1 protein-coding gene and 1 pseudogene are annotated in these 16,757 nt (G+C 73.6%); both read right to left on the reverse strand.

What is annotated here, in order from left to right; genetic code table 11:
* Positions 1 to 13: 13 nt before the first annotated feature.
* A complete protein-coding gene (locus KIK06_RS25810) occupies positions 14 to 11,068 on the reverse strand; it encodes a type I polyketide synthase (RefSeq protein ID WP_268645473.1) in 11,055 nt (3,684 codons plus the stop codon).
* A gap of 62 nt (positions 11,069 to 11,130) precedes the next feature.
* Positions 11,131 to 16,743 (reverse strand): annotated as a pseudogene (locus tag KIK06_RS25815) (type I polyketide synthase); the annotation flags it as partial.
* Positions 16,744 to 16,757 lie beyond the last annotated feature (14 nt).

Consider the following 16,757-nt stretch of genomic DNA (forward strand, 5'->3'; position numbering starts at 1 on the left):
TCGCTCGGGCGGCTCAGAACCGCTCGTCGAGGAATGCGAAGATCTCGTCGTCATCGGCCGACTCCAGGGACGCGGCGACATCGTCGTCGCCGTCGGTCCCGGTGACATTGGCGTGGATCCGGTCCCACAGGCCGACCAGGGCGGACAGCCGCCCGGAGACCTGCCGGAGCTCGGTCTCGCCCACCGTCTGGACGGTGGTCCCGGCGTCCTCCCCGGCCAGGGAGGTCAGCAGGGCCTCCAGGCGGTCGAGTCCGTCCAGGAGGGAGCCGTCGCCCTCCGGCGCGCCGTCCTTCGGCGCCAGTTCGGACCGCAGGTACGCGGCCAGGTCGCCCGGTGTCGGATGGTCGAACACCAGGGTCGCGGGCAGGCGCAGACCCGTCGCGGCCCCCAACCGGTTACGCATCTCCACCGCGGTCAGCGAGTCGAAGCCCAGCTCCTTGAAGGCCCGGTCCTCGGGGATCGTCCAGTCCGCTCCGTGGCCGAGGACCGCCGCCGCGTGGGCGCGGATCTCGGCCAACACCAGACCGGCCTGGTCGTCGGCGGTGAGCCCGGCCAGACGGTCACCGATCGCCGCGGGACCGGCGGCCTCACCCGGCGAGGCGGTGCCGGAGCCCGGTGCGCCGCCGACCAGACCGCTGAGGAACGGGGTGACCTGGCCGGACGAGCGCAGCGCCCCCCGGTTGATCCGGACCGGGGCCAGGAGCGCGTCCCGCCCGCCCAGTGCGGCGTCGAACAGGGCCAGTCCCTCGGAGTCGGTGAGCGGCATGATGCCACCCCGGTTCAACCGGCGCCGCATGTCGCCCTGGTCGAGGTGGTCCGCCATCCGGCTGCTGCTGCCCCACAGTCCCCATGCCAGCGAGAGCGCGGGCAGTCCGAGCCCGGCGCGGTACTGGGCGAAGCCGTCCAGGAACGCGTTGGCGGCGGCGTAACTCCCCTGCCCCGGGCTGCCGAAGAGCGCCGAGGAGGACGAGTAGAGGACGAAGGCCGACAAGTCGGTGTCGCGCGTCAGCTCGTGCAGGTTCAGGACGGCGTCCGCCTTCGGCCGCAGCACGGTGTCGACGCTCTCGGTGGTCAGCGACGCGATGGTCCCGTCGTCGAGGACACCGGCGGTGTGGACGACCGCGCCGAGCGGGTGCTCGTCGGGGACCCCGGCCAGCAGTTCGGCCAGCCGCTCCCGGTCGGCGGCGTCGCAGGACGCCACCCGGACCCGGGCGCCTCGTTCGGTGAGCTCGTCGACCAGTTCCGGCACACCCCGGGCAGCCGCTCCGCTGCGGCCGGCGAGCAACAGGTGCCGTACGCCGTGCTCGCAGACCAGGTGCCGGGCCAACGCCTGACCGAGTGTGCCCGTGCCCCCGGTGATCAGCACCGTGCGGTGGGCGTCGAACCGGGCGGGGACGGTCAGCACGAGCTTGCCCGTGTGCCTGGCCTGGCTGAGCGTACGGAACGCCGTCCGGGCATGCCGCACGTCGTGCGCGGTCAGCGGAAGGGGGCGCAGAGTCCCGGCCTCGAACAGCTCCACCAGCTCCGCGAGCATCTCCCCGACCGCCTCGGGGCCTGCCTGGACCAGGTCGAAGGCCCGGTACGCGGTTCCCGGGTGGTCGGCGGCGATCCGGTCGGCGTCCCTGACGTCGGCCTTGCCGAGCTCCAGGAAGTGCCCGCCGCGCGGCAGCAGCCGCAGGGAGGCGTCGACGAAGTCGCCCGCCAGAGAGTTCAGCACGATGTCCACGCCCCGCCCCGACGTCGCGGTCAGGAACCGCTCGGCGAAGTCGAGCCCGCGGGAATCACCGATCCGATCCTCGGGCACGCCCAGCCCCCGGAGGGTGTCCCACTTGCCGCGGCTGGCCGTGGCGTACACCTCCAGCCCGAGATGCTCGGCGAGTTGGAGGGCGGCCATGCCGACGCCGCCCGCGGCGGCGTGGACGAGAACCGACTGCCCGGCGCGCGCCCCGGCCAGCCGGGTCAGCGCGTAGTAGGAGGTGAGGAACACCGCGGGCACGGAGGCCGCCTCGGCGTAGGACCAACCGAGCGGGATGCGGGCCACCATCCGGTGGTCGGCCACCGCGAGGGGGCCGAACCCGCCGGTCCACATGCCCATCACCCGGTCGCCGACGGCCACACCGGTCACGTCCGGGGCGGTCTCGACGACGACACCAGCCCCCTCCGCTCCCATGACGCCGTCACCCGGGTACATGCCCAGCGCGATCAGGGTGTCGCGGAAGTTCAGACCGGCGGCCCGGACCGCGACCCGCACCTGACCTGGGGCCAAGGGCTTCTCGGCGTCGGGGGCGGCCGCCAACGACAGTCCCTCCAGGGTGCCCTCGCCGGGGGAGAGCCGCCAGGCGCCGCCGCCCGCCGGGGGGACGAGTTCGTCCCGGTCCGGTTCCGCCTCAGCCAGCCTGGGCGCGGACACGGTCGTGCCGCGCACCGCCAGTTGGGGTTCGCCGGAGGCCAGGGCCGCCGCCAGCGCCGGCTCGGTCGCGGTCGCGCCGTCCACGTCGACCAGGACCACGCGGTCCGGCTCCTCGGACTGCGCCGAACGGACCAGGCCCCACAGCGCCGCCGCGGCCGTGTCCCGCACGGTCTCGCCCGGTGCCGCCGCCACCGCACCGCTGGTGACGAACACCAGCCGGGCCGAGGCGGTCCGCTCACCGGCCGCCGACCACTCTTGGACGAGCCCGAGGGCCCGGTCCAGCACCGCGCGCACCGACCCGCCGTCGGGTTCGGGGCAGACGGGGAAGGAGACGACCACGGCGTCGGGCAGTCCCGCGCCTTCCTCAGCCAGGAGATCAGCCAGACCGTCGTACCGCGCGCACCCGCCCGCGGCGCCCTCGAACACGTTGGCGAGTGCGCCGTGGTCCTCGCCCACGACCGCCCACCGCGGCGGGGGCACCGCAGCTGGCCTGGGCAGCGGAACCCAGTCGACCCGGTACAGGTCACGGCCGCCCCGACCAGGCGTCCCGGAGACCAGCTGCTCACCGGAGACGGGTCGGACCACCAGTTCCCCGATCTCCAGCACGGGGTTTCCGGCGGAGTCCACGCACAGCAGGCGCACCGCCTCGTCCCCGGCCGAGGAGAGGGTGACCCGGAGCCGTTCGGCCCCGGCGGAGTACAGCCGCACCCCGCGCAGGGAGAACGGCATCCTGGCCCGGCCGTCGTCGGGGAAGAACGCACCGAGGCTCATCGCCTGGAGCGCCGCGTCCAGCAGAGCCGGGTGCACCCCGTAGCCGCCCGTGTCCACGGTCGTGCTGCCCGGCAGGGCGACCTCGGCGTACACGGCCTCGCCGGCGCGCACCCCGGCCGTGAAACCCCGGAACGCGGGGCCGTAGTCGTAGCCGCGCTCGCTGAACTCCGCGTAGAAGTCGTCCGGGCTCACCGACCCGGTCAGGTCGAGACGGGCCTCGGGTGCGGGGGGAGCGGTGCCGGAGGCGACCGGCAGCACCGACGCCTCGGCGTGCCGGACCCACTCCGCCCCGGCCGCCCGGGAGTGCACGGTGACCGTACGCCGCCCCTCCTCGTCGGGGCCGTCGAGCAGCAGCCGCAGTTCGACGGAACCCTCCTCGGGCAGGACCAGCGGCGCCTGGAGGGTCAGCTCGTCGACGTGCTCGCAGCCGACGCGTGCGCCAGCCCACAGCACCAGGTCCACGAACGCCGTCGCGGGCAGCAGGGTGGTGCCCATCAGTCCGTGGTCGGCCAGCCACGGACGGCTGTCCGCGCCGATCCGCGCCGTGTACACCGTCCCGCCCGTCTCGGGGAGCTCGATTCCGGCGCCCAGCAGCGGGTGCTCCGCTTCGGCCGCGCCGAAGGAGGACACGTCCCCACGTCCGCCGTCCGTGGGGTGGTACCAGTAGCGTTCGCGCTGGAACGGGTAGGTCGCCAGGTCGACCTGCCGCGAGTCGGTGCCGAACAGCGCGTCACCGTCGATCGCCACCCCGTTGACGTGGGCCAGGCCGAGCGCCGCGCCGAAGCCTCTGGCGCCGCCCTTCTCCCGGCGCAGCGTGTGCACCACCGTGCCGTGACCACCGGTGTCGGCCAGCGTCTCGTGCAGCGACATCGCCAGCATCGGGTGCGGGCTGGACTCCAGGTACAGGTCGTAGCCGTCGGCGGCCAGTGCCCGTGTGGCCCGTTCGAACTCCACCGGGTCGCGCATGTTCCGGTACCAGTAGTCGGCGTCCAGCTGCTCGGTGTCGAGCAGACCCCCGGTCACCGTCGAGTAGAAGGGGATGTCCGACGGGCGCGGCGAGACCGGCGCGAGCACTTCCAGCAGGTGTTCGCGCAGCACGTCCACGTGCGCCGAGTGACCAGCGGTGTCCACCCCCGGCACCGGCTTGGCTTGGACGCCGTCGGCGGTCAGCTCCGCCAGCAGCTCCTCCAACGCGTCCACGTCGCCGCTCACCGCCGCGGTTCCGGGGCTGTTCACCGCCGCCACCGAGAGCCGGTCACCGTACGGTTCGAGCCTGGCCCGCAGCTCGGCGTCCGGAAGCGAGACCGCGACCATGCCACCCTTGCCCGCCAGCGTCAGCCACGCCTGGCTGCGTAGGGCGACGATACGAGCGGCGTCCTCCAACGAGAGCGCGCCCGCCACACAGGCCGCCGCGATCTCGCCCTGGGAGTGGCCCACCACGGCGGCCGGGTGCACGCCGATCGCCCGCCAGGACGCGGCCAGCGACAGCATCATCGTGAACAGCACCGGTTGCACCACGTCGACCCGGCTCAGCGGGGGCGCGTCCGGGGCCTCCTCCAACACGTCCAGCACCGACCAGTCCAGGTGGGCGCGCAGCGCCGCGTCGCAGGCCCGCGCGGTCTCCCGGAACGCGGGAGAGCGGTCGAGCAGGCCGCGCGCCATCGAGGGCCACTGCGAGCCCTGACCGGGGAAGACGAACACCACCCGCTGGTCCGGGCCCGCCGTGGTCTCACCCCGCACCACGACCGCGTGGTCCCGGCCCCGCGCCAGCGCGTCCAGGGCCTCCAGCAGCTCCTCCCGGCTCTCACCGACCACGGCGGCGCGGTGCTCGAAGTGCGTTCGTCCGGTGATCAGGGTGTATCCGGCGTCGGCCGGGTGCATCTCCGGGTGCTCCAGTAGGTCCCCGCGCAACCGGGCGGCCTGTTCGCGCAGCGCGGCCTCGGTGCGGCCCGAGAGCAGCAGCGGGACCGTCACGTCCTTCCATGCGTCCGCCTCGTCGACGGGCTCCTCCGGTTGCTCCGCCTCGGCGGGGAGCGGCGCCTGTTCGATGATCAGGTGGGCGTTGGTGCCGCTGATCCCGAACGCGGACACGGCGGCGCGGCGCGGCCCCGTCGGCTGATCCGGCCAGTCGACGTTCTCCGTGAGCAGGCGGAGCGCTCCGGTCGACCAGTCCACGTGCGGAGTGGGCTCGTCCACGTGCAGCGTGCGGGGCAGGGTCCGGTGCCGCATCGCCTGGACCATCTTGATCACACCCGCCACACCGGCGGCGGCCTGTGCGTGGCCGATGTTGGATTTGAGCGAGCCGAGGTAGAGGGGGGTGTGGGGGTCGCGGTCGTGTCCGTAGGTGGCCAGGAGGGCTTGGGCTTCGATGGGGTCGCCCAGGCGGGTGCCGGTGCCGTGCGCTTCCACGGCGTCCACGTCGGCGGGTCGGAGTCCGGCGTTGGCCAGGGCTTGGCGGATGACGCGTTGTTGGGCGGGTCCGTTGGGTGCGGTCAGGCCGTTGCTGGCCCCGTCCTGGTTGACGGCCGATCCCCGGATGACGGCCAGGACCGGATGCCCGTTGCGTCGGGCGTCGGAGAGCCGTTCCACGAGCAGCATCCCGGCGCCCTCACCGAGCGCCACACCGTCCGCGTCCGCGGCGAAGGCCTTGGAGCGGCCGTCGGGGGACATCACCCGTTGACGGGAGAACTCCACCAGCATCTCCGGCGTGGACATCACCGTGGTCCCGCCGACCAGGGCCATCCCGCACTCGCCGCGGCGGAGCGCCTGCACGGCCAGGTGCAGGGCGACCAGCGACGCCGAGCAGGCCGTGTCCACGGTCACGGCGGGCCCCTCGAAGCCGAACACGTACGACAGCCGACCCGACATCACGCTGGCTGAGTTCCCCGTCCCCAGGTAGCCGTCGAAGCTGTCCTCACCGCTCTGCAACAGCTGCATGTAGTGCTGGCCGTTGGTCCCGACGAACACACCGGTGCGGTCGCCGCGCAGCTTCGCCGAGTCGATACCGGCGCGCTCGAAAGCCTCCCAGGAGGTCTCCAGCAGCAGTCGTTGCTGGGGGTCCATGGCCAGGGCCTCACGCGGCGAGATCCCGAAGAAGGACGGGTCGAAGTCGGGCGCCTGCTGGAGGAACCCGCCCTCGCGCACGTAGGTGCGGCCGCCCGCCTCCGGATCGGGGTCGTACAGGCTCGCCAGGTCCCATCCCCGGTTCGCCGGGAACGGACCGATCGCGTCCACCCCGTCCATGAGCAGCTGCCACAGCTCCTCGGGGGTGTTCACGTCTCCGGGGAAACGGCACGCCATCGACACGATCGCGATCGGCTCCCCGTCCTGCGCGGGGACCAGCCCGAACGCCTCCGCCCCGGCCGAGTCCTCCTCCGTGTCGAGCGCCAGGTCGAGCAGGTGCCGTGCCAGGGCCGTGGGATCGGGGTGGTCGAAGACCAGGGACGACACCAGGTCCAGGCCGGTGGCCTCCTTCAACCGGTTCCGCAGCTCCACCGCCGTCACCGAGTTGAAGCCCAGGTTCTTGAACGGGCGCCGCACGTCCACCTCCTCCGGAGAGGAGAGGCCGAGCACCGCCGCCACGTGCGACCGCACCAGCCGCGACACCATCGCCAACCGCGCGTCCTCGGGCTTGCCTCGGAGCGAACGCGCCAGGGAGGAGCCCTCGTCGGCTGACTTCCCGGTCCGTCCCTCCTCCGCTTGTGCGGCGCGCATCGCCCGTACCTCGGGCAGCTCGTCGAGCAGCGGGGTGGCGCGGGCGGCGGTGTAGGCGGGGGCGAACCGTTCCCAGTCGACGTCGGCGACGGCCACCCGGCCCGCACCGCGCCGCACGGTACGGCTCAGCGCGTCCAAGGCCGACGCAGGCTCGAGCGGGGTCAGACCGGTACGCCGCATCTGCTGGCCGATGGCCCCCTCCGCGGCGGGGGTTCCGGACCACGGGGCCCACGCGACCGACGTGCCCGGCAGCCCGCGGGCACGCCTGCACTCCGCGACCGCGTCGAGGTAGGCGGTACCGGCCGCGTAACCGCCCTGGCCGATGCCGCCCCACACCCCGGACACCGAGGAGAGGACGACGAACGCGTCCAGGTCCGTGTCCGCCACCAGCCGGTCCAACCTGGTCACCAGGTCGGTCCTGGCCGACAGGGCGGTGGCGAGCGCCTCGGGTGTGGTCTCCGCCAGACCCGCCAACGGGGCCGTGGGCGGTGCCACGATCACCGCCGTCGGGGACAGTTCGTCGAGCATCGTCCGCAACGCCGCCTGGTCGCGTGGGTCACACGGGACCGTGGTCACGCGCGCGGCGACGTCCGCGAGTTCCTCCGGTAGGGGACCCGACAGGCCCGACAGCGCCACGCGCTGGGCTCCGTCATCGAGCAGCCGCCGTGTCAGCGGACCGGCGACCGTCGAGATGTCGCCCACTACCAGCACGGTGCCCCGGGGGCGCCAGCCACTGCCACCGCCACCGGCGAGGACGTGGGACAGCCTGCGGCCGTAGGTGCCCGAGGGGCGGACCGCCACCTGCTCCTCGTTCCCGCGGTCCGCGATCGTCGCCGCCAGTCGCCGGAACGCGGGTCCATCGGCGTTGACCGGCAGGTCGATCAGACCGCCCCAGCGCTGCGGAAGTTCGATACCGGTGACCTGGCCCAGCCCCCACAGCTGGGCCTGCGTGGCGGATGGGGCCTCACTGGGAGCCACCGCCACCGCGCCGCGGGTGACCGCCCACAGCCGGGCCTCGACCCCGGCGTCACCCACGGCCTGGATCAGGGCCAGGGAGGACGCCAGACCGGTGGGGAGTACCGGGTGCGCGGCGTCGGTGCCCTCGGCGAGGGCCAGGAGCGAGACGATCCCGCTCAGGGGGCCGCTGTCCGTGCGCTCGGCGATCTCCGCCAGCCGCCCGCACAGCCGGGAGCGGTCCGTGGCGGGCTCGACGGGCAGCACCCGCACGGTCGCGCCGCGTTCGGTCAGCTCGCGGGCGATGCCCTGTGCGGTGGGTGAGTCCGCGAGTTCCTCCGGGACCGCCAACAGCCACTGCCCGTCCAGCCGGGTGGTCTGTCCGTCCTCGTCCCGCAGCCGCTTCCAGGTCACCTGGTACGAAAGTGCGTCGGTGCCGTCGGCGGAGGCGGTCGCGCTCGACAGGGCGGCGCGGTGCGGCTCGATCCAGTGGTGTTGGTGTTGGAAGGGGTAGGTGGGCAGGTCGGTGGTGTGGCCGGTGGGGGTGAGGTGGGTCCAGTCCAGGGGGGTGCCGTGGGTCCAGGCGGTGGCCAGGGAGGTGAGTAGGCGGGTGGGGGTGTCGTCGTCGCGTCGCAGGGTGCCGGTGGTGTGGGCTGTCAGGTCGTGTTGTTCGGCGGTGTGCTCAATGGCGTGGGTGAGGACGGGGTGGGCGCTGGCCTCGACGAAGCGGGTGTGGCCCTGTTCCAAGAGGGTGGTGATGGTGTCGGTGAACTTCACGGTGTGGCGCAGGTTGCGGTACCAGTACCCGGCATCGAAGGAGGGGTTGTCCTCGACGGTGGAGTGGAACGGGATGCGCGGGGCCTTGGGGGTGATGTGGGCCAGGGCGGTGGTCAGCTCATCGTGGATGTGTTCGACGTGGCCGGTGTGGGAGGCGTAGTCGACGGGGATCTGGCGTGCTCGGATGTTCTGGTGGGTGCAGTGGGTGACGTAGTCGGTGACGGCGTCCAGATCCCCGGCCACGACGGTGGAGTGGGGGCTGTTGAGGGCGGCGATCTCGAGCCGTCCTTGGTAGGCGGTGAGGTCGATGGCCTGGACGGGGAGGGGGATGGAGGCCATGCCTCCGTGTCCGGCCAGGTGGGTGGCGATGATGCGTGCTCGTTTGGCGACCACGGCGGCGCCGTCTTCGAGGCTGAGGGCTCCGGCGACGGTGGCGGCGGCGATTTCTCCTTGGGAGTGGCCGATGACCGCGTCCACACGTAGTCCGTGGGTGTGCCAGAGGTGGGCGAGGGAGACCATGACGGCCCAGGTGGCGGGTTGGACGATGTCGACCCGGTCCAACGACCGTCCCTCGGTGAGGGTTTCGATCAGGTCCCAGTCGGTGTGGGGGGCCAGGGCACGCGCGCACTCGTGGAGGTGTTGGGCGAAGGCGGGTTGGTCGCGTAGGAGGTTCGCGGCCATGCCGGTCCACTGGGTGCCCTGGCCGGGGAAGACCAGGACCTGTTTGCCGTCGGCCGCGACACCGTTGATGACGGCGGGGTTCGGTTCTCCGTGTGAGAGGTCGCGTAGGCGCTTGTTGAGTTCTTCGGTGGTGTGGGCCAGGACGGTGGCGCGGTGGTCGAAGGTGGTGCGGTGGGTCAGGGTGTGGGCGATGTCGCCCAGGCTCATCCCCGGGTCGCGGTCGATGGTGTCGGCGAGCCGGGAGGCGGCGTCGGTCAACGCCTTGGGGGTCCGACCCGACAGCAACACAGGAACAGGACCGGGAATGTCAGGGCTGTCCTGGGGCTGGCTGAGTTCTGTTGCTTGTTCGATGATCAGGTGGGCGTTGGTGCCGCTGACCCCGAATGAGGAGACCGCCGCCCGCCGTGGCCGGTCGTTCTCGGGCCAGGGTTGGGCCTGGTCGAGGAGTCGGACGGCTCCGTTCGCCCAGTCGACGTGGGTGGTGGGGGTGTCGGCGTGCAGTGTGCGGGGCAGGGTGCCGTGGCGCAGGGCCTGGATCATTTTGATGACCCCGCCGACTCCGGCGGCGGCTTGGGTGTGGCCGATGTTGGATTTGAGGGATCCGAGGTAGAGGGGTTGCTGTGGGTCGCGGTCGTGTCCGTAGGTGGCCAGGAGGGCTTGGGCTTCGATGGGGTCGCCCAGGCGGGTTCCGGTGCCGTGTGCTTCGACGGCGTCGATGTCGGTGGGTCGGAGTCCGGCGTTGGCCAGGGCTTGGCGGATGACGCGTTGTTGGGCGGGGCCGTTGGGTGCGGTCAGGCCGTTGCTGGCGCCGTCCTGGTTGACGGCCGATCCTCGGATGAGGGCCAGGATGGGGTGTCCGTTGCGTCGGGCGTCGGAGAGCCGCTCGACGAGCAGCATCCCGGCGCCCTCGGCCCACCCGGTGCCGTCGGCCTCGTCACTGAAGGCACGGCACCGCCCGTCGGGAGACAGGCCACGCTGCGTGGAGAACTCCACGAAGACGTCTGGCCTGGCCATGACGGTGACACCTCCGGCCAGGGCGAGGTCGCATTCGCCCTGGCGGAGCGCTTGGGCGGCCATGTGCAACGCGACCAGTGACGACGAGCACGCCGTGTCCACCGACACCGCGGGACCCTCGAGCCCCAGCGTGTAGGAGATCCGACCCGACACCACACTGCCCGAGGTGCCGGTCCCGGAGTAGCCGCCCGTGTCCGCCGAGCGGTCCCGGTCGGAGCCGTAGTCGTGGTACATCACGCCGGTGTAGACGCCGGTGGGGGTGCCGTGGAGGGTGTGGGGGTCGATGCCCGCGCGTTCGATGGCTTCCCAGGAGGTTTCCAGCAACAGGCGTTGTTGGGGGTCCATGGCGGTGGCTTCGCGGGGTGAGATGCCGAAGAAGTCGGGGTCGAAGTCTGCGGCGTCGTGGAGGAAGCCGCCTTGGCGGACGTAGGTTTTGCCGGGGGTGCCGGGTTCGGGGTCGTAGAGGGTGTCCAGGTCCCATCCCCGGTCGGTGGGGAAGGGGGAGATGGCGTCGGTGCCGGTGGTCACCAGTTCCCAGAGGGCGTCGGGGGTGGTGGCTCCGCCGGGGTAGCGGCAGGCCATCCCCACCACCACGATCGGGTCCTGGTCACGCTCCTCCACGGCTCGGAGCCGTTCCCGGGTGTCGTGGAGATCGACCATGGCCCGGCGGAGATACTCGCGCAGCCTCTCCTCGTTGCCCGAGCCGTCGGTGGTCCCGGTCGCGCTGGTGGAGTCCTCGGTGGACACGTTTCCCCCTGGAAGTGTCGGTACTGTCGCCTCGGTGCCGTCGTGCCGTCCGTTCCGGCCGGTCATGGTGAGAGCCCGCTGTCGAACAGTGCGAACAGTTCGTCGTCCGACGCGCTGTGCAGCCGTTCCGTGACGCTCTCGGCGTCGCCCGGGCCGTCGTCGGTACTCGTCGGGGCCTCCCGGGTCCGGGGGAGACCGGTGAGAAGGGACCGGAGCCGCCGTTCGACGTCGTCGCGCAGGCCGTCGTCCGTGTCGTCGTCGGTCAGCGCCTCGTCGATCCGGTCCCGCAGGGCGTCGATCGCCTCCAGTAGCGCCGTCTCGGCCCCCGGGAGTTCACCGTCGATCCGCTCCGCGAGGGCGAGCGGGGTCGGGTGGTCGAACACGAGCGTCGCGGGCAGTCGCAGACCGGTGCTGCCGCGCAGCCGGTTGCGCAGTTCGACGGCGGTGAGCGAGTCGAAGCCAGCCTCCTTGAAGCTTCGACCCACCTCGACGGAGGCGGGGGTCGGGTGGCCGAGGACGGCGGCCACCTCAGCCCGCACGAACTCCACCAGCGCCGCCCTGCGCTCCCGGCGCGGCAATCCGACGATCCGGTCCGTCTCCGTGCCCACGGCGTCCGGCGCCGTCTCCTGCGTCGCGGCCCCGGAGGGCGGACGGGCCGCTCCGACCAGGCCGTGCAGGACGGGCGGCGCCGTCCCGGATCCGCGCAGGGCCGCCACGTCGAACCGGGCGGGTACGAGCTGGGCCGGTACCCCGCCCCCGCCGTCTCCGGTGAGCACGGTGTCCAGCACGGCCAGACCCTCCGCGCGACTCAGCGGGGTCAGGCCGCCACGGCGGAGCCGTGCCGAGTCCGCTCCGTCGAGCGCACCGGCCATACCGTCGCCCTCCCAGGGGCCCCACCCCAGGGCCACGGCGGGAAGCCCGAGGCCGCGCCGCCAGGACGCGAAGGAGTCCAGGTAGGCGTTGGCCGCGGCGTAGGCCGACTGCCCGGCGCTGCCCAGCACCCCCGCCGCGGAGGAGTAGAGCACGAACGCTGACGGATGCCGTCCGACCGTGAGGTCGTGGAGGTTGCGGACGGCCGCCACCTTCGGCCGGAACACCATCGCGAGCCGTTCCGGATCCTGTGCGGTGACCACCCCGTCGTCCACGACACCGGCCGTGTGCACGACGGCGGTCAACGGGTGCTCGGCCGGAATTCGCTCCAGCAAGTCCCGCAGGGCGTCGCGGTCGGCGACGTCGCACGCCGCCACCTCGACCTCCGCGCCGAGCCCGCTCAGCTCGGCGACGAGTCCGTCCGCGCCTGGGGCCCGCGTCCCGCGTCTGCTGGTGAGCAGCAGACGGCGTGCCCCGTGGGCCGTGACCAGGTGCCGTGCCGCCTCCGCGCCGAGGCCGCCGGTGCCCCCGGTGACCAGGACCGTTCCGGTGGACCAGGCCGGGGCGCCGCCGTGCGACTCCGCGTCGCCGTCCGGCTCCGGGGCGGGGGCCGGGTCGAACCTGGTGAGGGCGGGGGTGAGCCGGAGGCCCCCACGCAGCGCGAGCTGGTCGGCGGTGCCCACCGCTCGCGTCAGCGCCGCGCGGGAGGCGTCGGTGTCGTCGGTGTCGAGCAGCGCGAACCGGCCGGGGTGCTCGGACTGGGCGGCCCTGACCAGACCCCAGACCGTCGCGGACGCGGGATCACCGACCCCGTCGCCGGTGTCCACCGCGCGCCGGGTGACCAGCACAAGCTCACTGTCCGCGAACTCCTCCGCGGCCAACCACTCCTGGACGAGGGACAGCGCCGTCTCGGCGAACCCGGTCGGCGTTCCGGTGCCGTCCCCGCGCAGGTCGGCCAGGACGTGCCGGGGGACGGCCCCGCCGCGCGCCACCTCCGCCAGATCGGGCAGGTGGGTCAGCTGTTCGGCGAGGGGCGCGGCGTCGGAACCCACCACGACCGGTGCGGCGGGGGGGACGTCGCGCCCGCCCCGGTGCTCGGACCAGCGCAGGCGGTACAGGGGAGCCCGCGCGGCCTCGGCGGCGGCGACCGTCTCGGCGGAGACGGGACGCAGCGCGAGCGCCCGCGCGGAGAACACCGGGCGGTTCTCCGGATCCACCGCGGTCACCGCCACCGTGTCCGCCCCGGACGGGCGCAGCCGGACCCTCAGCGCCCGGGCGCCCCGGGAGTGGAGGGTGACCTCCCGCCAGGTGAACGGGAGCAACCCGTGCGCACCGCCCAGCGCGTGCGCCGTGGCGTGCAGGGCGGTGTCGAGCAGAACCGGGTGTATGCCGTACTGGTGCGCCTCCTCGGCCAGGTCGTCGGGCAGACGGACCTCCGCCAACAGGTCGCCCTCATGCCGCCAGGCGGCGCGCAGACCCCGGAAGGCGGGCCCGTAGCCGATGCCCGCCGCGCCGAATCGCGCGTACTCCTCGGCAGGGTCGACGGGTTCGGCCGCCTCGGGCGGCCACACCGCGCCCACCCCCTCAACCGGGGCGACGGGTTCGTCCGCCGCCTCCAGGGTCCCCACCGCGTGCCGGATCCAGCCGCCGTCGCCGTCGCTGGAGTGGACGCGCACCTCACGGGACCCGTGCTCGTCGGGTGCGTCGAGCACGACCCGAAGTCGGACGCCGCCCTCCTCCGGGAGCACCAGGGGCGCCTCGAAGGTCAGTTCCCCGACACGCGCCGTGGCGTGCAGCGCCAGGTCAAGCAGGGCCGAGCCCGGCACCACCGTGCGGCCGTGCACACTGTGGTCGGCCGTCCAGGGCAGCGCGGCGGTGGAGAGGGAGCCCGTCCACACCGTGCCCCGCCCCTCGGGGAGGTCGACGGCGGCGGACAGCAGTGGGTGGGCCGGGTCGTCGAGCCCGGCGGACGGCGCCCCGGCCCGGCCGGCGGGCAGGTCGAGCCAGTACCGGTCGCGCCGGAACGCGTAGGTCGGCAGCCGGGACGCCACCGCGAGGACGTCGGGCCCGGGCTCGTCGGAGAGCGACACGGCGGCGCCGTGGACGTGGGCGGTGGCCAGGGCGCGCTCGAACCCGCCCGGCCGTCCCGGCGCACCGGTCTCGGGTACGCCGTGCCGCAGCAGCGGCAGGACGCACACGGACTCTCGGCTCCGCTCCTCCGGTTCCCGGTCCAGGTACTCGCCGATCATGGCGGACAGCACACCGTCGGGTCCGAGCTCGATGAAGGTGTCCGTGCCGTCGGCGCGCATCGTGCGCACACCGTCGAGGAAGCGCACCGGTTCCCGCACCTGGCGGACCCAGTAGTCCGCCGTGCACAGGGTTTCCTCGGTGGCGAGCCCGCCGGTGAGAGTCGACATGACCGGAATTCTGGGCGGTGCGAATCCCAGGGCGCGAGCCTCGCGGGCGAACTGTGTCAACATGCCGTCCATCCGCGGCGAGTGGAAGGCGTGGCTGACCGCGAGTCGTTTGGCCTCCCGGCCCCGACCCCGCCACGCCTCCAGCAGGTTCAGCACGGCGGGCTCGTCACCCGACACCACGACCGAGGCGGGTCCGTTGACGGCGGCGAGCGCCAGTTCGCCCTCGCGTCCCGCCAACAGGGGCGCCACCTCCTCCTCGGTGGCTCGCAGCGCCGCCATCGCGCCGCCGGCGGGCAGTTCCTGCATCAGTCGGCCCCGGGCAGCCACCAGACGGGCCGCGTCCGGCAGCGTCAGCACACCGGCGGCGTGCACGGCGGCGATCTCCCCGACGCTGTGCCCGCACACCACGTCGGGTCGCGGCCCGCGGCGCTCGGTCAGGCGGTACAGCGCGGTCTGCAACGCGAACAGGGCGGGCTGAGTGAACTCGGTCCGGTCCAGCAGCGCCGCCTCCGCACTACCGGGGGCGGCGAACATCAGATCCCGCAACGGACGGTCCAGGTGCCGGTCGAGTTCGGCGCACACCTCGTCCAGCGCCGCCGCGAACACCGGTTCCTCCCGGTACAGGCCGAGCCCGGCCCCGGCGCGCTGACTGCCCTGACCGGTGAAGAGGAACGCGGTCCGGCGCTCGGTGTCCGAGGCGGCGCCCGTCACCACCCCGTCGTGCGCGCGTCCCTCGGCCAGGGCGCTCAGCCCGGCGAGGAGTTCGTCGCGGTCCCGCCCGAGGACGACGGCGCGGTGCCGCAGCGGCGTCCTCGCGTGGGCGAGGGCACCAGCCACGGCGGCGGGGGCGTCGTCGCCGGAGGACAGGGCCTCGTGCAGCCGTGCCGCCTGGGCGTGCACCGCCTCCTCGTCCCGGCCGCTCACCGTCCAGGCGACACTTCCGGCGGGAGCCGTCGCGGGGAGGGGACCGGCGTCCTCGTCGGCCGGTGCGCTTTCCACCACCACGTGCGCGTTCGTGCCGCTCGCACCGAACGAGGACACCCCGGCGCGGCGCGGCTCCCCCGGACCCTCCGGCCACGGAACGGCCTCCGTGAGCAGCCGCACCGCACCGGCCGACCAGTCCACCCGGGTCGTGGGCCGTTCCACGTGCAGGGTCCTGGGCAGTTCGCCGTGCCGCATCGCCTGGACCATCTTGATCACGCCCGCCACCCCGGCGGCGGCCTGGGTGTGGCCGATGTTGGACTTGACCGAGCCCAACCACAGCGGACGGTCCTCCGCCCGACCGCGCCCGTACACCGACAGCAGCGCCTCCGCCTCCACCGGATCGCCGAGCCTGGTGCCCGTCCCGTGCGCCTCGACGGCGTCGACCTGGTCCGGGCCGACCCCGGCGTCCCGCAGCGCGTCCTCGATGGTCCGGCGCTGGGCCCGCCCGTTGGGGGCGGTGAGCCCGTTGCTCGTCCCGTCTTGGCCGACCGCCGAACCGCGCACGACGGCCAGCACGGTCCGGCCCTCCCGACGGGCGTCGGACAGCCGCTGCAACAGCAGCACGCCGACCCCCTCACCGAAGCCGGTGCCGTCGGCGGAGTCCGCGAAGGTCTTGCACCGGCCGTCCGGGGCCAGTCCGCGCTGCCGGGAGAAGTCCACGAACATCGTCGGCGTGGACAGGACGGTCGCCCCGCCCGCCAGGGCCAGATCGCACTCGCCCCGTCGCAGCGCCCGCACCGCCAGATGCAGCGTCACCAGGGACGACGAGCACGCGGTGTCCACGGTCACGGCGGGGCCGCGCAGGTCGAGGGTGTAGGACACCCGACCGGAGGCCACACTCCCCGCGCTGCCGTTGACGAGGTAGCCCTCCAGGTCCTCCGGGACGCTCCCGGGACCGCCGTGCAGGACGCGGTCCCCGTAGTCGTCGTACATCACGCCCATGTACACGCCCGTGCGGCTGCCCCGGAAGCGGTCCGCGGTGATCCCGGCGCGCTCGAAGGCCTCCCAGGAGGTCTGGAGCAGCAGCCGCTGCTGCGGGTCCATGGCCAGCGCCTCACGCGGCGAGACACCGAAGAACTCGGCGTCGAACTCCGCGCAGCCGTGGAGGAAGCCGCCCTCACGCGCGTAGCTGGTGCCGGGGGCGCCGTCCGGGTCGTACAGTGCCGCCAGGTCCCAGCCCCGGTCCTCGGGCAGCCCTGAGACCGCCTCACGCCCCTCGGACAGCAGCCGCCACAGCTCCTCGGGGGACTCCACCCCGCCCGGGAACCGGCACCCGATCCCGACGATCGCGATCGGCTCGCGGTCCCGCTCCTCCATCTCGCCGAGGCGCTTCTTGGTGGCCACGAGTTCGGCCGTGACCCGCCTGAGGTACTCCCGGACCCGGTCGTCCGATCGCGGGGCGGGTGCGCCCGGCGTGT

It is taken from the genome of Nocardiopsis sp. EMB25 (assembly GCF_026797795.1).
Classification (GTDB): domain Bacteria; phylum Actinomycetota; class Actinomycetes; order Streptosporangiales; family Streptosporangiaceae; genus Nocardiopsis; species Nocardiopsis lucentensis.